At 54.0% G+C, this 16,111-nt stretch carries 17 protein-coding genes; 7 read left to right on the top strand and 10 right to left on the bottom strand.

Features of this window, described 5'->3' with window-relative positions; all coding sequences use genetic code 11:
* Positions 1-166 precede the first annotated feature (166 nt).
* Together iraP and LJN55_RS04625 are read left to right on the top strand one after the other, a co-directional pair.
* The gene (gene iraP, locus LJN55_RS04620) at positions 167-460 is read left to right on the top strand and encodes an anti-adapter protein IraP (RefSeq protein WP_227535762.1); all 294 of its coding nucleotides are present in this window, start codon (positions 167-169) and stop codon (positions 458-460) included.
* A 299-nt stretch (positions 461-759) separates the two neighbouring features.
* Positions 760-1,650 carry a dihydrodipicolinate synthase family protein gene (locus LJN55_RS04625; protein ID WP_227535763.1) on the top strand — a complete coding sequence of 297 codons (891 nt, stop codon included), beginning with the start codon at positions 760-762 and terminating at the stop codon, positions 1,648-1,650.
* Positions 1,651-1,733: 83 nt separating this feature from the next.
* Here the strand turns inward: LJN55_RS04625 and yjbE are convergent, their stop codons facing one another.
* Positions 1,734-1,976, bottom strand: coding sequence for an exopolysaccharide production protein YjbE (gene yjbE / locus LJN55_RS04630; protein WP_133846238.1), 243 nt, complete (start codon positions 1,974-1,976; stop codon positions 1,734-1,736).
* A 429-nt stretch (positions 1,977-2,405) separates the two neighbouring features.
* On the opposite strand from yjbE, the gene LJN55_RS04635 reads away from it, so the two are divergent.
* Both LJN55_RS04635 and LJN55_RS04640 read left to right on the top strand, forming a co-directional pair.
* A complete protein-coding gene (locus LJN55_RS04635; RefSeq protein WP_227536345.1) occupies positions 2,406-2,987 on the top strand; it encodes a class I SAM-dependent methyltransferase in 582 nt (193 codons plus the stop codon).
* 76 nt (positions 2,988-3,063) lie between these two features.
* Positions 3,064-3,294, top strand: a complete 231-nt coding sequence (locus LJN55_RS04640) for a hypothetical protein (protein ID WP_227535764.1) — start codon at positions 3,064-3,066, stop codon at positions 3,292-3,294.
* A gap of 74 nt (positions 3,295-3,368) precedes the next feature.
* Here the strand turns inward: LJN55_RS04640 and LJN55_RS04645 are convergent, their stop codons facing one another.
* Positions 3,369-4,382, bottom strand: coding sequence for an acyltransferase (locus LJN55_RS04645; protein ID WP_227535765.1), 1,014 nt, complete (start codon positions 4,380-4,382; stop codon positions 3,369-3,371).
* Between the two features lie 33 nt (positions 4,383-4,415).
* On the opposite strand from LJN55_RS04645, the gene LJN55_RS04650 reads away from it, so the two are divergent.
* Positions 4,416-4,631, top strand: coding sequence for a hypothetical protein (locus LJN55_RS04650; protein WP_167864049.1), 216 nt, complete (start codon positions 4,416-4,418; stop codon positions 4,629-4,631).
* Between the two features lie 319 nt (positions 4,632-4,950).
* On the opposite strand, the gene LJN55_RS04655 is transcribed toward LJN55_RS04650, so the two are convergent.
* Entirely contained in the window at positions 4,951-5,154 is a 204-nt protein-coding gene (locus LJN55_RS04655) for a KTSC domain-containing protein (RefSeq protein ID WP_133846242.1), read from the bottom strand.
* A 348-nt stretch (positions 5,155-5,502) separates the two neighbouring features.
* Between LJN55_RS04655 and LJN55_RS04660 the strand changes: the two genes are divergently transcribed.
* Entirely contained in the window at positions 5,503-5,697 is a 195-nt protein-coding gene (locus LJN55_RS04660) for a hypothetical protein (RefSeq protein ID WP_133846243.1), read from the top strand.
* A gap of 57 nt (positions 5,698-5,754) precedes the next feature.
* On the opposite strand, the gene LJN55_RS04665 is transcribed toward LJN55_RS04660, so the two are convergent.
* The 7 genes from LJN55_RS04665 to LJN55_RS04695 all read right to left on the bottom strand — a co-directional run bounded on the left by LJN55_RS04665 (position 5,755) and on the right by LJN55_RS04695 (position 13,206).
* Complete coding sequence (locus tag LJN55_RS04665) at positions 5,755-7,332, bottom strand: ABC transporter substrate-binding protein (RefSeq protein WP_167864050.1); 1,578 nt, start codon at positions 7,330-7,332, stop codon at positions 5,755-5,757.
* Positions 7,333-7,435: 103 nt separating this feature from the next.
* Complete coding sequence (locus LJN55_RS04670; protein ID WP_133846245.1) at positions 7,436-8,101, bottom strand: ABC transporter ATP-binding protein; 666 nt, start codon at positions 8,099-8,101, stop codon at positions 7,436-7,438.
* Positions 8,094-8,942, bottom strand: a complete 849-nt coding sequence (locus LJN55_RS04675) for an ABC transporter ATP-binding protein (protein WP_133846246.1) — start codon at positions 8,940-8,942, stop codon at positions 8,094-8,096. Before LJN55_RS04675 ends, LJN55_RS04670 begins: the two co-directional genes overlap by 8 nt.
* Positions 8,932-9,792 (bottom strand): ABC transporter permease, encoded by an 861-nt coding sequence (locus LJN55_RS04680; RefSeq protein ID WP_133846247.1) that lies wholly within the window; start codon positions 9,790-9,792, stop codon positions 8,932-8,934. The genes LJN55_RS04675 and LJN55_RS04680 overlap by 11 nt, the downstream gene beginning before the upstream one ends.
* Entirely contained in the window at positions 9,789-10,844 is a 1,056-nt protein-coding gene (locus LJN55_RS04685) for an ABC transporter permease (protein ID WP_133846248.1), read from the bottom strand. The genes LJN55_RS04680 and LJN55_RS04685 overlap by 4 nt, the downstream gene beginning before the upstream one ends.
* Positions 10,844-12,412, bottom strand: coding sequence for an ABC transporter substrate-binding protein (locus LJN55_RS04690; RefSeq protein WP_133846249.1), 1,569 nt, complete (start codon positions 12,410-12,412; stop codon positions 10,844-10,846). The genes LJN55_RS04685 and LJN55_RS04690 overlap by 1 nt, the downstream gene beginning before the upstream one ends.
* A gap of 134 nt (positions 12,413-12,546) precedes the next feature.
* Positions 12,547-13,206, bottom strand: coding sequence for a CPBP family intramembrane glutamic endopeptidase (locus LJN55_RS04695; protein WP_227535766.1), 660 nt, complete (start codon positions 13,204-13,206; stop codon positions 12,547-12,549).
* A gap of 235 nt (positions 13,207-13,441) precedes the next feature.
* Here LJN55_RS04695 and LJN55_RS04700 point away from each other — a divergent pair, with 235 nt between their 5' ends.
* Positions 13,442-16,066 carry a bifunctional diguanylate cyclase/phosphodiesterase gene (locus tag LJN55_RS04700; protein ID WP_227535767.1) on the top strand — a complete coding sequence of 875 codons (2,625 nt, stop codon included), beginning with the start codon at positions 13,442-13,444 and terminating at the stop codon, positions 16,064-16,066.
* Positions 16,067-16,111 lie beyond the last annotated feature (45 nt).

Here is a 16,111-nt window from a genome sequence, read left to right on the forward strand (position 1 = left end):
AAGCCTGGCAGCAGAGTGGCATTTCCGCTATCAGATGAAGGCGAAAACACACTGAGGGATTATCTGGAAATCGCGATCATTTGCCTTATCTTGCGGTCTGTCCTGTTTACCCGGATTGGGGAGAGTGGTAATTTCATACGGATAATCTGATAAGGATAATAGCGACATGAAGCAACTGGTCATCGATATTTTAATGAAGCTCGCCAAAATGGATGTGGATACGAAAGAGCTGACAGCCCAGGTTGAAGCACAATCCCTGCTGATTGCCGCGCTGTTGTTGACCGCAGGCAAAGAGGGATCATCCTCGATCTCTGAAAATATTCAGAATGCAGTACTCACTGCGTCACGCAGTGGCGATGGCTTTCTACAAACTGATGTGGATTTGCTGTTGACCCATGTCAACCGCCTGCTGGCGGTGACCCGTTATGTGGATGATGCTACATCAACAGAAGACAGCTAACGATAAACCTCCCCACACAGCACCACCACATTGGGGCGCCGCTTTAAGATCCGTTCGGCCATCTCTTCACAGGCGTATCGGGTGGGATAAATATGCTCGGAAACCGGAAGTGCGTCACAAGCATCATATCCACAGGCACTGACGAGTAATACGAAGCCGATTAACATCACTCACTCCTTTGACCGATCAGGGACTGATATTCAGTATAGGCGACAAGTTAAGGTGCGTGTAATCCGCTTGTGCTGAGCTGTTTGGGTTACTGTTATTGCACCATTTCTGCAACTTCAGGAGCTTTTGTCATGCTGTTTCGCGGACTTTCTGCTTTCCCCATAACGCCTCTAAATACGTCTGGCGTGGTTGATATTCCTGCTCTGGAAAAACTGCTGCTCAGGCTGAAACGAGCGGGGGTCGATTCAGTGGGGTTACACGGCAGTACCGGGTTGTATGCCTATCTCAGTCGTGAACAGAAGCAGCGATCCATTGAGGCTGCAGTGGCCTGTCTTGGCCCGGACATCCCGGTGATTCCCAGCGCGGGAGCGCTGCGTACTGATGAGGCTTGCCTGTTGGCTGAGGATGCTGAACGCGCCGGCGCTCAGGGAATTTTACTGGCGCCGGTTTCCTATACGCCACTGCGTGAAGAGGAAGTTTTCCAGCACTATTCTGCCGTGGCGCAGTCCAGTCATCTGCCCATTTGTATCTATAACAATCCTGGCACGACGCACTTTACCTTCACGCAGGGCTTACTACAGCGGCTGGCAACATTGCCGCAGATACAGGCGCTGAAGCAGCCCGGACAGGCCGATATGCGTCAGAGCGATGTAGCGGAGCTGCGAGCGTTGTTTCCAACAACGTTTGCCATCGGCTACAGCGGTGACTGGCATGCGGCAGGGGCATTGCTGGCCGGGGGCGATGTGTGGTTTAGCGTGCTGGGAGGATTATTACCGCAACAGGCTCTGGCGCTAACCCGTGCTGCGCAGGGGGGAGAGGTGGATCGCGTTGCAGAACTCAACCAGCAGCTGGCGCCGTTGTGGCAATTGTTTCAGACGCTGAGTAGCCTGCGAGTGATGTATGCCGCCGCAGATATTCTGGGGATTTGCCAGCCCGTATTGCCACGGCCGTTATTGGGGCTGAACAGTGCCGAGTGTCGGCAGGTTGAGCAGGTGTTACATGCAATACCGGACGTGGAGTGATGTAGCAGAAATGGCCCTGCGGGTTCGCAGGACCATTGAAAGCTTTATGAGACCGGCTTTCTACTTGCTGTGTGAAAGAATAATTAACGTGAAACGGTAGAGGTTGTGGTGGTCGTTGTTCCGGTATTGGAGCCATCACCGCCGCCGGAAGTCGCGAGAGCCACGCCTAACAGAGCAGCGACTGCGCCCACGCCGACGGCATCTGAAGTGCCATCTGACATGGATGATGCGCTACTACCTGCTGCTTCACCTGCCCCAGTAACGGCCCAGGTGTTGGCGCTGCCTGCCAGTAATACCAGCAGAAAAACTGATTTAACATATTTCATTTTATTATCCTAAGGTCTGGAGACAGCAGGTGCTGCCAGAGAAGGATAATGAGATTTATTGTGTTGTGATATGGGCATCTCACAGCGGTTTCAGCGGGACTCCAGTCGCAGTGGCAGGAAAAAAGATCCAGTCATAACTGTTCTGTCTTCTTGTCACAATACTGTCATAGTGGGGATTAGCGCAGCGGCGAAAATGCGATGAGAACTTTCTCGCGCTGAGTACGATTAATACTGGCTGTGAAACGTGGCCGCCTGTGGCTGGAAAACCGCACTTATTTTCAGAATATCCTCTTAGCATCATTATTCCTTCCCTGGATGCCCGCGCAGTGTGCGATTAATCCTGGTTTTTGCCAAATAGCCCAGCTTTTAAGAACTTGTTAAGCCAGTTATGGCCTACTGAAGATTGCCGTATTGAAGCGAGGGTTTATGTTGCTATCTGCACTGTCCTATATCAAAAATAAAACCGGGTATCTCCAGGAGTTTATTGCAGACCCCCGTAAAACGGGCACGATTGCCCCTTCGTCTAAGGCATTGTGTAAAACCATGTCAGATGCCGTCGACTGGCAGCATTGCCTGCGAATTGCAGAACTGGGGGCAGGGGATGGTGTGTTAACCCGTCACCTGCTGACCCGAATGCGCCCGGATGCCAGCCTGCTGACGTTTGAAACGAACCCACGTTTTCATCCTCGGCTGGCGGCACTTGAGGATGCGCGTTTGCAGGTGAGTGGCGAATCAGCGGAGATGTTGTGCGGAGAGTTTGATGCGATTTTTTCCGGCCTGCCGCTGTTATCGCTGCCGCATGAGGTTCGTCATCGTATTTTGCAACAGGCGGCCTCACAGCTGAGTGCCAATGGCGTCTTTATCCAGTTCCAGTACACCTCGCTTTGCGAGCCGTTGCTCTCCGGGTATTTCGCCTGGAATCGCACGCGAGTACTGGCGAATCTGCCCCCGGCATGGGTCTATCATGGCCATTCGCTGGCGCAGTTACCCTGGGCCAGTCGTGGACGTTAAATGAGATTGATCTGACTCTGGCTTGTTATTGGTGCAGCTTTGCTATGCTTATTCTTTAACCCAAGAGGAGGACAAGATGAGCACTGAAGAAGCAGTACCAATTTCGAGTGAAGAAGAAGTGTGTACTATCATCGGTAAAGCCGTGGTTGACCTGAGTATTATGGGTCAGCCGGTTAACAAATCCACGCTGGGCTTAAAGCTGCTGGCGATGGCCGATCAGGATCAGGATGACGAACGTATTTTACTCTACTGGATTGCCCGCAGGGCCATCAATCAACCGCATAAATTTGCGGAGGCAAGGTTCTGATACTTGCCTTGTAAACGGTATATTTGCTACCGGACGACAACGGCCGTTCAGGCAATACCTGAACGGTCATTGCATCAGATTAGACGTTTCAGCCCTGGAACGCGGTCTATCAACGAGATTAGCAGTACTGACAGCAGATAGCTGACCAGCGCCACGGCTGGGATCGTCAGTACCGAAGAGTAGTTATCAAAGCTGATGGGATACAACCGCATTAGCGTTTCCAGTACCAGCATATGCACAAAGTAAACCCCTACGCTAAGCCTGGCCAGATTGCGGATGATCAGATTCATGCGCCGTGAAAACTGCAAAGGAGCATGCAGCAGCATAAAGAAGCAGGCCAATGCGAGTGTGACAATCGTGGGTGCTGAATAAAACAGGAAAATCTCATTAGGTTGACCAATGCTTTTCGACAGCGAATACCCCATCACTGCCGTTAATACTGCGCTGAGGATAAATATAATCGCCGCAATGGTAACTTTTGGCGACAGCTTATAACGACGAACCACCCCGCCAATAATATAAAATCCGGATAGATAAACCACCATGTCGATATTGCTGGGCGTGGGTGCTACCTGGTTTTCCAGTACGGTCTCTTTGAAATTATCAAATAACATATACACGGAGGCCAGCGCAAACCAGATGGCAATAATGTAGTTGATTCTCTTCTGACTTCCGTTTTGAATAAACGTATTCAGCAGCGGCGTCACCAGGAACAGCAGAATCAGGGTATAGATAAACCACAAATGCTCGTAGGCTGGGGTGCTCAGCAGGTCCAGCAGGCTGAAAAGGGTCGTGCTGTCGTTGATTAAGCGGTCGTAAATAAAATAAATACCTGTCCAGGCAATCAGGGGTAACAACAAATTCAATACGCGAGTTTTCAGCGTGCTTAACAATGATTCATTTTTATTCAGTGAGATATAACCGGCGATCAGCAAAAACAAGGGAAATGAAATTCGTCCCAGCGCATCGTACATCACCGCGACTGACCAGGCGCTATGAAATGTGCTGAACGGTACCGCCGCCGTGTGCAACAGAACGACCAGATAAGTAGCGATGATCGTCAACAGTTTAATATTGAGGGTTTTCAAACAACGGTTTCCTTTGCCAGAGGGCTACACTGCATGGCATCTGCAGGTATTCACTGCCTTAAAGGTAACATATTTTGGGGCAAGTCTGATGTTTTACCTGCAAAAACGCCCGCAGTTTTAACTGCGTTGATTATTGATGATAATTTCCGGGGCGCAGGATTCACCCGGTTTGACGATGCGGAACTCTGCTTTACCCTTATGAACATAGATACAAGCCCGGCCCGCATCACCGCCATCCTGCTCCTGTGATAAAGAAATAACGGTTTTCTCTGCCATGGAAAAAGGCGTCAAAAGGATCAAACCCGCAAACAAGAGAAATAGCGGGTAGCGTTCAGTGAATTTTATTTTGTCGCTAAATTGCGACATAGCGTGCCCTCCATTAGCCTGTGTTAGGTCGTAGCCAATAAGCGCAGGTCACCATGACCTTTTCGCACTACGACCGTAACCTGTCATAAACCGGAGGCAATATCGGTGTTAATGGGGGCGCTTCTCTATGAGAATACTCTCATTTTATCTGGATCTGAAGTAAAGGCGGAAACAATTGCGTTCCCGCGCGAAGACACAGCGATTAATGCTGTAAAAACTGATGCTTGATATGTTTGTAGAAGAAGGCGCCTTTAGAGGGAGCCGCCATAAAAAAATGCCAGGTCGTCAGAGGGACATTGCGATAAGTCGACGTCCCATGACCGAGTAATTCAACTTCCAGTATCCGTTTGTCAGCGTCGTAGCCGACAGAGTGAATTGCAGATGAGGCAACAATTTGTCGTTTCATATCCCCTCCTGATCCAAATTGTGTGATTAAAATTTAACCTATAAACACGAGTTCATCTTGTCCTGAATCAAATTCATTGAGGTTTAGGCACATTAAGACAAGCGAGGCGGGGAGCGACAGAGAGAAGCGGATAAAAATGAGCCTCGGGAAGTGGGAAACCCAGCAACACTTCCTGAGGCCATGCAAATGCATGATTCGTTACAGGGCTACTGTACCTGCCTCGCCAAACTTGTACAAGAATATTTTTTTTGCATAGATTTGGTGATTTGTATGGAGAGGCAAAAAGGATGACGGAGGACGATCAAACTTGCTAAAGTGCTTTTTTTCACTGGTTTAGCGGAATTTGATATGTCGAATGAAATTGCACACCCGTCCAACAGCCCGAAGCAGGCTGCCTTACAATTGGTGATTGAACTGGTTCGCGCCGGGAAATTGAGCCCGTTGCAGGGCGATGCGGCCAATATGATCTCGATCTATGAGCAGTTTAAGACGCATTTTGAAGCTGAAAAACATAAGCACGCGTCTGACTCCGCGATTTCCTGAGACTCGTTTCAGATAACCAGACGTTCAGCTACGGGCAAGGCCCGTAGCTGAAATGCACTACTTTTTACTGACCAGATCGAAATAGAGCAGGCTGTTGCCCACGCCCTGATAGTCGCCCTGGACATTGTTGCCCAGCCCCACCTGTTTCTGCCCCTGTAATGACACCACATACGGCGAGTTTTGCTGGATGTCGGTTTGCAGTTCCTGATAAAGCGCCGTGCGTTTTTTCACATCGCTCTCTGCGGCGGCCGCACGTGTTTTGGCACTCAGCTCAGGAATAGTCCAGCCGACGCGCCAGGCCAGTGTTTTCGGCCCGCCCTCAACGTTGTAGGCGAAGGTGCTGGCGTTGCTGTTGGCATCGACGTAATCCGCGCCCCAGTAGATAAAGATGGACTGGAAGTTACGTCCACGCATTTTTCCCCAGAGCTCAGACTCTGCCACGGGCTGGATATCAATCTGGATATCCGCTTTGGCAAAGCTGGCCTGCAACGCCTGCGCCACGTCACTGTACGGTGGCTGATTGATAATGGTCAGAGAGAAGCGGGTGCCGGGCTTGATCCCTCCTTTCGCCAGAATCGCTTTCGCTTTTGCCACATCGTAGTGGAAAGGTTGGTTGTCCAGCGCGCCGTCAAAGCCAGCAGGGAGGAAGGTCTGATGTGTTTGATACTGGCCCTTTAACAGCTGCGTGGACAGGCTGTTGTAATCGACCAGCCAGCGTGCGGCCTGCCACAGCGCCGGGTTACCCAGCGCAGGTTGTTGTTTATCCTGAGTGTTGAAACCGAGGTAGTAAATCAGTGCGGAGGGATAGCTGGCAACACGCACGTTGGTTTGTTTTTTCAGCGTGGCGAACTGGTCTGCGCCCAGATCGTATGCCACATCTGCATCGCCCTTTTCCAGCAACAGTCTGCGTGAACCGGCATCGGCAACGCTTTTCAGCAGCACGCGTTTCAGATGCGGGGCTGGCTGTGCGTTAGGATTCTGTTCCAGCACCAGCGCCTGCTGCGGCACGTACTTGCTGATGGCATAAGGGCCACTGCCTGCCGAATGTGTCCTCAGCCAGTTATTACCGTAATCCTGCTGGCTGACGTGCTGTTTCACCAGTTTGCTGTCGACTGTTGAAGCGACGGCAGAGGTCAGCAGTCTCAGTGCCAGGTCGCGGCCGATAGCTGACTGCCACCGGAGCTCAAACTGCGTATCGCTCTTCCTGGTAAACTGCGCATCAATATTATCCGGGGTCCAGCCAAACTCACCCAGAATAAAGACCGGCGTTTTGTTCAGTTTCACCGCACGCGTTAGCGAGTAAATCACATCGTCGCTGGTGACCGGATTGCCGCTGGCAAATTTTTTCCCGGCGTTGAGCGTGAACAGCAGACTGTGTTCGGTGCTACCTGCTTCCCATTTGCTGGCGAGTTCCGGGACCAGATTACGTTCATGGCGGATCTCCGGGGAGACCAGCGTTTGGTAGACGTTGCGCAGACTGCTGTTACTGACGGTTTCAAAACTTTCCGCCGGATCAAAGCTGATAATCCCGTCGAGCGAGATGGCCACCACCAGCGTATCGGCCGGAGTGGCAGCCTGGGCGCCATGGGTCAATGCCAGGGTACTGGCGATTAATAAAGGAAGAATCTTGTGCATGATGGAGTCCTGAATCGGGAGCGATATCAGGACTATAGGCGTATAACTTTGGATCAGAAATGCCAGATCTGACTATGGTTAGCTGTTAAAAACACAACCTGCTTTAACCGACGATGCGGCCCTGATCCATCTGTACGGCGCGGTCACACATGTGGTCGATCACGTCAGGATCGTGACTGACCAGTACCATCGTCAGATTGTCCTGCTGCTTGAGCTGATTCAGCAGGTTGAGGATCTCCGCCTGTACCGACATATCCAACGCTGAGGTGGGCTCATCCAGCAGCAGAATTTTCGGCTCAAGCAGCAGGGCACGCACAATCGCAACGCGCTGACGCTGGCCGCCCGAAAGCTGATGCGGGTAGCGATCGGCCAGCGCCGGATCCAACCCAACGTGACGGAAACCCTGATCGATACGGTCATTAATATTATCCGCTTTAATCAGTTTCAGCGGCTCTGCAAGGGTGCGGCGCAGGCGATGACGCGGATGCAGGGAGGCGTAAGGGTCCTGAAACACCATCTGCACGTCGCGCCGAAGTTGTCCGGTAAACGGCTTACCCGGCAGCGCCTGATGGCCTGCAAGCTGCATCTCACCCTGCCAGTGTGGGTTCAGACCGGCCATGACCCAAAGCAGTGATGATTTGCCACAGCCGGAGGGACCCACGAGGCCAAAGCATTCACCCGGATTGACCGACAGCGTGACATCATGCACGACGGTACGCAGGTCGTAGCCCTGTTTGTGAGCCACGCTCAGTTGGGATAACTCAATCATGCTGTTGCCCTTGTGTCAGCGCCGCGCGATCCAGCACCGGCAGGGGTTTACCCCGGGTCGATTTATTTGGACGGCAGGACCACAGCGTACGGGTATAAGGATGCGTAGCATGCGGTAATTCGGCCGCTGCCAGCTGGTCGAGCACTTCACCCTGATACATCACCATCACACGCTCACAATGTTCGGAAACCTGTTGTAGATCGTGGCTGATCAGCAGCAGTCCCATGTCACGCTGTTCCACCAGGTTGCGGATCAGGCTGAGTACCTGATCGCGCATGGCGTGATCGAGTGCGGAAGTAGGTTCATCAGCAATCAGAAAACGCGGTTCTGCAATCAGCGCCATTGCCAGCATCACACGCTGGCCCATCCCCCCCGAGAGCTGGTGTGGGTAGCGCTTCATCTGTTCTGCGGGCTGTGGCAGGCCAACAGCATCCAGCATGTCGCAGACTTTCTCTTTGATTTCCGCCCGGCTGAAATGGCCGTGTAGCTTAAGCGGTTCTGCCACCTGCCAGCCGATGGTGCGCAGTGGATTCAGGGCATATTTCGGGTCCTGCATCACCATGCCAAGCTGGCTTCCGCGCAGCTGGCTCCAGCGCCGTTCGTTCAGCGTCAGGGCGTTTTCTCCGGCGATGCTCAGGGTATTCGCCTGTACCTGAAGAGACGGTGCCAGCAGCCCCATTAATGCACGCGCGGTCAGGGATTTGCCGGAACCGGATTCCCCGACCAGCGCCACGCGCTCGCGGCCAAGCGTAAAGCTGATATTTTTCACCAGCGCCGTACCGTCAGCGCTGCGGATTGTCAAACCGTCTGCCACGATGGGTGCAGAAGAATCAGTTGCCATTTCGGGTATCCAGTCGGTCACGCAGGCCATCGCCTGTCAGGTTAAATGCCAGGCTGGCAAACAGAATCGCACCACCGGGAACGGCGGCGACCCACCACTGGTCAAAAATCACTTTACTGCCTTCGGCGACCATCGAACCCCACTCGGCTGTCGGGGGCTGAATGCCCATGCCAAGGAAACCCAGGCCCGCCGCCGAGAGAATAATCCCGCCGAGGCTGAGAGCTGCACGCACCACGGCGGTGGGCAGGCAGAGCGGTAAAATATGACCAAACATCAGACGCAGACCATTAATTCCCTGCATGCGCGCAGCGGCAAGGTAGTCGCTGCGGCGCAGCGCCAGCGTTTCAGCACGCGCCTGGCGTGCAAACGGCGGCCAACTGGTGAGTGCCAGCGCCAGCGCGCCGTTCATCAGCCCAGGCCCCATCATGGCGACCAGTGCCAGTGCAATGACCAGATTGGGCAGTGACAGGAAAATATCAGTGATGCGCATCAGTACACGCTCACTCCAGCCGCCAAGATAACCGGCGCTGATACCAATAAGCATGCCAACGGGGATGGTCAGCACCAGGATCAGCGAGACCAGCAGCAGCGTAGGGCGGGCACCATAAATCACCCGGGAAAGCAGATCGCGGCCAAAACCGTCCGTGCCCAGCCAGTGGCTGGCGGACGGCGGCATCAGACGTATGCCCATTTCCTGGGCGTTAGGATCAAACGGGGCCAGCAGCGGGGCAAACAGCGCAGCAAAAATCAGCAGACCCACCAGGCTCAGCCCGAGGGTCAATGTGATATGACGACGTGGTCGCCGCGTGCGCGGTTTGACGCTTTCAGCATCAGAGAGAGATTGCGTCATCGTGTTCTCGGGTCGGTCAAATAGGTTAACGCATCGGCCAGTGCATTGATGGCAATAAAGCAGCTACCAATCAGCAGAGTGGAGCCGAGGATCGCCGGGGTATCGGAGGCGAACAGCGCCGTGGTCATGTAGCGCCCGACGCCAGGCCAGGCGAAGACGGTTTCCGTCAGCACTGAGCCTTCCAGCAGGGTAGCGTAAGAGAGCGCCAGTACAGTGATCAGCGTGCCACGTACGTTAGGAAAAATATGCAGCAGCAGAATGCGTCCACGGCTGGCACCTTTAGCGCGGGCCAGAGTGACGTACTCTTTACTGCTTTCTTCCAGCAATGCTGCGCGCAGCAGACGAGTAATGGTCGCCATCGATAGCAGGCCAAGCACCACCACGGGCAGCCACAGGTGGGCAATGGCGTTGCGGAACATCTCCATATCCCCGGAGAGCCAGCTGTCAATCAGCACCAGCCCGGTTTTCGGTTCAAGGGTATAAATCCAGATATCATCCAGACGACCAGGCCCGGCAGACCAGTGCAGCACGGCGTAAAACAGCAACAGACCCAGCAGGCCGAGCCAGAATACTGGCACCGAATAACCGAGCAGGGAGATCATACGCGCCACGTTATCCAGCACGCTGCCGGGTTTCCATGCGGCCAGCAGGGCCAGCAGGATGCCAAACACCGCGCCAAAGATCATCGCGCAGGTGGCCAGTTCAATAGTGGCAGGGAAGGTACGCAGCAGATCGCTGGCCACCGGCTGATTGGTGATGCTGGAAATACCGAGATCGCCACGGACTAAATGTTCCAGATAGTGCCAGAATTGCACTGGTACTGGCTGGTCCAGCCCAAGACTGGCACGCACCTGGGCATAGGTCGATTCGCTGGCGTGATCGCCGGCAATTTGCAGCACCGGATCAACCGGGGAAAGATGGGACAACGCAAAGGTGAAAACCAGCAGTCCGAGCAATGTCACCACCAGCGAAAGCAGGGCACCGAGTGCCCCACCGCTGCGACGCCAGAAAAGCCGGGCAGAAGGCCCGGCATTGTTTTCGGCTGCTGCCATTACTTGGTGACCTGGCTGTAGTAAACCATATCCGGATTAATCCCCTGCACGTAGCCTTTCAGATTATCGCGCAATGCCACCAGATTACGGGCCTGCATACCGATGACATACGGTGAATTTTTCTGCACTTCACGCTGCATTTTTTCATACAGTTCAACGCGCTTCGCTTTGTCGGTTTCTGCCGTGGCCGCCAGCGTCTGCTTGCTGAGTTCCGGAATGTGCCAGTTAGAGCGCCATGCCAGCGTTTTGCTACCGTCTTCCGGGTTATAGGCGAAGGCGGCGGCATTGGTGTTCGGATCGAAATAGTCGGCACCCCAGGCGTTCAGCGTGGATTCGTACTGGTGTGATTTCACGCGGGTAGCCACTTCAGAGCTGATGCCAGGCTGGACTTCAACTTTCACGCCACCTTTAGCGAAGCTGGCCTGCAAGGCCTGGGCAATGTCCAGGTACGGTGGCTGGTTGCTGACGGCCAGCTTAAAGCTGACGTTGCTCAGGCCTGCTTTCTTCAGAATTGCTTTGGCTTTTTCCGGGTCGTAGCTGTACGGGTTTTCGTTCAGCGCACCGAGGAAACCTTCCGGCAGGAACGACTGATGTACCTGGAACTGGCCTTTCAGCAGGTCGTTGGCAATGCCTTTATAGTCGAACAGGTAACGCGATGCTTCCCACAATGCCGGGTTTTTCAGCACCGGGTTGGCATCAATATTGAACTGAATGTAATACAGGGACGCCATCGGCACCGCGAGGGTTTTTACACCCGGCTTATCTTTCAGAGAGGCCATTTGATCGGCGCCCAGGTTACGCGCGATATCGGCATCACCCTGTTCCAGCAGCAGTCGCCGCGCCGCGGGTTCCGGTACGTTTTTGATTAACACATTCTTCAGCTTCGGTGCGCCGGCCGGAGAGGTCGGGTTCGCGCTGAATAACACCACTTCATGCGGAATATATTTACGGATCTGATACGGGCCGCTGCCTGCAGAATTCAGTGCCAGCCATTTGTTGCCAAAATCGCCTTTTTGTTCGTGGGCCATCACGGTTTTTTCGTCAACGATAGACGACACTGGCGCTGCCAGCAGGCTCAGAACGTAGGTCGGGCTGACGTCTGCGCTCCAGCTGATCTGCACATGGGTATCGTCGATTTTCTTGAACTGGGCGTCAACGTTCTCTTTGGTCCAGCCAAGCTGAGTCAGAATAAAGGACGGATCAAGGTTCAGTTTAACAACGCGTGACAGTGAGAAGATCACATCTTCAGGGCGCAGCGGGTTGCCGGAGGCAAATTTTGCCCCTTCGCGCAAAGTAAAGGTCATGCTGCGGTTATCGCTGCCCGGTGTCCAACTGCTGGCCAGCGTTGGTTTCAGGTCAATCGGGTTTTGCGGGTCAGACTGCACCAGGCGCTGATAAAGGTTGGTGAAAGCCTGTACGGAGGTCAGTTCAAAGCCGTCGGCCGGATCGAAGCTTTTTGCATCATCAATAGACTGGGCGATCACCAGTGTGTCAGCAGGGGTCGCAGCCGACGCAGCAAACGATGCTGCCAGTGCCAGGGCGATAACAGAAGGGACTGCAATTTTCATGACGTTTCCTGAAGTGACGTTTTTCGCGAGTGTAAGGGAACAGGGGATAAGAACAATAGTAGATTATTCGCTATCGTTATGCCTGAAAGTTATAAGTTGAAGGAAACGGTTATAGAACTAATGTGTACCAGGCATCATGGCTGGCTGAATATTTGCCACAGCAACGGAGCGATACTCAGCAGATTGTTAAGCATATGCAGAAAAATCGGCAGTTTCAGACCACCGGATACCATGCGTGCGGCGCACAGCAGTAGCGAAAGCACCATCAGGGCAATCACGGTTTGCAGATGGGCGTACTGGGTGTGCATCGCGGAGAAAATAATCGAGGCCAGCAGAGCACAGGCGATGCGCTGGCGCGGCGCCCACAGCAGGAATGCCTGCAGGATAAAACCGCGAAACAGGATCTCTTCAAATACCGGAGCCAGTATCACCACCGCAAAGGCAAACCATACCAGGGTCAGATCGCTATGGCTGAGCTGCTCGCCGATCCAGCCCTCCTGGCGCAGATAGAGTGACTGGCTGGCAATCACCGCCAGCAACAGACCCGTAAATAACAGCATCTGGCGCAGTTTCAGCTTGCCCAGAGGAATATCCTTATGATGCTGCTGATACCAGCGATAAAGCGGCACGAGGGCGGCGAACTCCAGCAGGCAGAGGATCGGCATCAGCAGGCCGCGACTTTTCAGCATCTCGAAATGAGGAAAACTGCTGACCATCACCGTAATGGCATACCAGACCATAAATACGCCTGCACAAAGCAGAGTGTGGCTGACCCGGTCGGTCGATGGTGTCATGGTCGTAAGGCTCTTTAGCGTCTGAAGGAGTGCGATGTTAGCAAGCACGACAGAGGCTGTCGAGATACGCCAGTTATGGCGGTTTACATCAAAATATCTAAATAGTTTCCTATTGTTGCCGATATTAATGAATAGCTTTTTTCTGGGGACAGGCACTGACGTTCAACGTACAGCGCCATAAGCGCGTCAAACGAACAAGGAAGGGTTCGAGTGGTTTCATAAAGGGGTTTTCATTATGAATCATCCTCCTGTGCTGGCGTATGAATTAGCCGATGGGCAAAAAGCCACGCTAGCCGCCCGCAGAACGTTGATGGCACTGGCGCTGCTGCTCATCAGTGCCCTGTTTCTTTCCATGCTGATGGTCGTGGGCGTGGCCTGGAATCAGAATCAGGAATCTGTCGCTCGGGAAAGCCAGCTCTTGCACAATGCCTGGCAGGAGCAGCAGCGTACGCAGGTGACGGAACTGCGTGACTATGCTTTCTGGCAGGAAGCCTGGCTGCATATGTACCTGACCATTGACCCTGACTGGGCGTGGCATCAGCAAAATCTGGGCCCCGGTTTGTTCAGTGAGCATCACTACAACGGCGTGTTTGTCGTTGATGTCGACAACCGCACGCGCTATGCCATGATCGATGGCAAGCTGTCTTCTCTCACTCTGGAAGCGTGGTTGGGCGATCGGGCGTTGCTGCTGGTCGAACGGGCGCGCCAGCAGATGCGTGGGCAAAAAGTCATCAGTGAAAATATCATGATGGGTGAAACCCCGGCGCTGGTAGCAGCGGCACCGATCACCCGAGGGAAAATGCCCCATGAAGAGACATTGTCAGCCACACCTTCAGTGATGGTCTTCGTTTATCGTTTTACCCCCGACAAACTGCGTGCATTCGGTAATGCGGTCGGCGTGGAAAATGCGCGCGTGCCGGACGATGCACACGATCGCTACACCTCACCTTTTATTGAAGAAAATGTCAGTCAGGGAGAGCCGCTGGTGCTGCGCTGGGACCCGAGCCAGCCTGGGCGGAATTTGTTGTTATTCCTGCTGCCGCTGCTGGCACTGGCGGCGCTGGTTATTGGCGTGGTCACGCGGCGTGTCATCAATCATGCCATGAATACGGCGATGTTATCGGATACGCGTTTCCTGCAATTGATGCACAGTCAGCGTGAGCTGGCAGCCAGTGAGGCGCGCTTTCGTGATGTGGCTGAAGCGACGTCCGACTGGATTTGGGAAACGGATGCCTCGTGCCGTATTACCTATCTTTCCCGGCGCTTTTCCATTGTGACGGGTTTTGGTCTGAATATGTCAACGGGCCGCTTGCTTGACGAAATTTTATGTCACGACGCGCTGGCGATCAGTGAGTGGGTGGCGCAGCAGCGCAGCGGAGGGCCACGCAGCCAGCTACGCTGTTATCTGCAATCTGTACATCACGGGCTGCGCACTTGTAGCCTGGTCGCGAAGCCGATCATGCTGCGTGGCAAGCTGTTGGGGTATCGCGGCACGGTGTCGGACATCTCGCATGAAGTGGAGGCGCAGGCACGGGTTCACTATCTTTCACAACATGATGTACTGACCGGGCTGCCAAATCGCTTGTTTATGCAGGAGTTTCTTCAGGAAAAATTGCGTTCACAGCCCACATTTTCGCATCCTTTGGTGATGATCAGCCTCGATCTCGACCGTTTTAAACCGATCAACGACACCTGGGGACATGCGGCAGGTGACAGCGTGCTGATTGACGTCGCGCGTCGCTTACGCGCTTGCCTCACTGCCGGCGATCTGGTGGCACGCCTCGGTGGCGATGAATTTATTCTGATTGCGACCGATCTCAGGACAACGGCAGATATTGAAGCATGCTGTCAGCGGCTGCTGGACGATTTGCACCGCGCCTTCTTTATTGGGGATCAGGAGCTGTATATCGGTGCCAGCCTCGGTATTGCGCGGGCGCCACAGGATGCCATGGAGGCGGATGAACTGCTGCGTCTGGCTGATATCGCCCTGTATAAGTCGAAACGCCAGGGCCGCGACCGCTGGGTGTTTTACACCGGAGAGATGTCGCAACTGCTGGCACGTCGCAGCGATCTGGAGCGTAAGTTGCGTCGGGGCATCGCTGCCGGTGAGTTACGGCTGCACTATCAGCCGCGTTACCATCTGGAAAGTGGCCAGTTGGAAGGTGCCGAAGCCTTGATTCGCTGGGCACATCAGCCGCCCGCTCTGGTGATGCCGGACAGTTTTATTCCGCTGGCAGAGCAAACCGGCTTGATTGTCGAAATCAGCAACTGGGTGCTGCATCGCGCTTGCCACGATGCCACATCCTGGCCTCAGGCGCTCTCCGTCTCGGTGAATATTTCACCGATTGAGTTTCGCACGGGTAACCTGGCGTTGAGGGTTGCCGCCGCGCTGGAAAACAGTGGGCTTGAGGCTTCCCGACTGGAGCTGGAAATTACCGAAAATATTACGATGGATCACCCGGAAAGCGCCCTGGCAATAATGGGTGAGCTGAAAGCGATGGGGGTGAAAATCGCCGTGGATGATTTTGGCGCGGGTTTTGCGTCACTGAGCTATCTCAAGAGTTTTCCTTTTGACAGCATGAAAATGGATCGATCCTACATGGAAGGGTATCCACAGGATGCGCAGGCGCACGCTATCGTGGAGGGAATTATTGGGCTGGGCAGGGCTTTCTCTCTGGAGGTCACCGCCGAAGGTATTGAAACCCAGGAGCAGCTGGAAGAGTTAAAACGCAGCGCCTGTTATGCAGGACAAGGGTATCTGCTGGGGCGCCCCGTTCCGCTGGAGGCATTCAATTTGCTGCTGGATAAGCCAGTAGCAGAGAGTGACGGCAGCGGGAGGGATGATTTGACGCGCTCCTGAGTGAGGCAGAAGCGCGGGCAGAGGGTTAACGGACTCTGACTGCAA

This window comes from Erwinia rhapontici (assembly GCF_020683125.1).
Taxonomy (GTDB): Bacteria; Pseudomonadota; Gammaproteobacteria; order Enterobacterales; family Enterobacteriaceae; genus Erwinia; species Erwinia rhapontici.

Excerpts from the sequence above, each read along its gene's own strand:
- iraP (WP_227535762.1), top strand. The coding sequence starts at position 167 with ATGAAGCAACTGGTCATCGATATTTTAATGAAGCTCGCCAAAATGGAT.
- LJN55_RS04660 (WP_133846243.1), top strand. The coding sequence starts at position 5,503 with ATGTCGAATGAAATTGCACACCCGTCCAACAGCCCGAAGCAGGCTGCC.
- LJN55_RS04700 (WP_227535767.1), top strand. The coding sequence starts at position 13,442 with ATGAATCATCCTCCTGTGCTGGCGTATGAATTAGCCGATGGGCAAAAA.
- LJN55_RS04670 (WP_133846245.1), bottom strand. The coding sequence starts at position 8,101 with ATGATTGAGTTATCCCAACTGAGCGTGGCTCACAAACAGGGCTACGAC.
- LJN55_RS04675 (WP_133846246.1), bottom strand. The coding sequence starts at position 8,942 with ATGGCAACTGATTCTTCTGCACCCATCGTGGCAGACGGTTTGACAATC.
- LJN55_RS04690 (WP_133846249.1), bottom strand. The coding sequence starts at position 12,412 with ATGAAAATTGCAGTCCCTTCTGTTATCGCCCTGGCACTGGCAGCATCG.
- yjbE (WP_133846238.1), bottom strand. The coding sequence starts at position 1,976 with ATGAAATATGTTAAATCAGTTTTTCTGCTGGTATTACTGGCAGGCAGC.
- LJN55_RS04665 (WP_167864050.1), bottom strand. The coding sequence starts at position 7,332 with ATGCACAAGATTCTTCCTTTATTAATCGCCAGTACCCTGGCATTGACC.
- LJN55_RS04640 (WP_227535764.1), top strand. The coding sequence starts at position 3,064 with ATGAGCACTGAAGAAGCAGTACCAATTTCGAGTGAAGAAGAAGTGTGT.
- LJN55_RS04625 (WP_227535763.1), top strand. The coding sequence starts at position 760 with ATGCTGTTTCGCGGACTTTCTGCTTTCCCCATAACGCCTCTAAATACG.
- LJN55_RS04650 (WP_167864049.1), top strand. The coding sequence starts at position 4,416 with ATGGCATCTGCAGGTATTCACTGCCTTAAAGGTAACATATTTTGGGGC.
- LJN55_RS04685 (WP_133846248.1), bottom strand. The coding sequence starts at position 10,844 with ATGGCAGCAGCCGAAAACAATGCCGGGCCTTCTGCCCGGCTTTTCTGG.
- LJN55_RS04680 (WP_133846247.1), bottom strand. The coding sequence starts at position 9,792 with ATGACGCAATCTCTCTCTGATGCTGAAAGCGTCAAACCGCGCACGCGG.
- LJN55_RS04695 (WP_227535766.1), bottom strand. The coding sequence starts at position 13,206 with ATGACACCATCGACCGACCGGGTCAGCCACACTCTGCTTTGTGCAGGC.
- LJN55_RS04655 (WP_133846242.1), bottom strand. The coding sequence starts at position 5,154 with ATGAAACGACAAATTGTTGCCTCATCTGCAATTCACTCTGTCGGCTAC.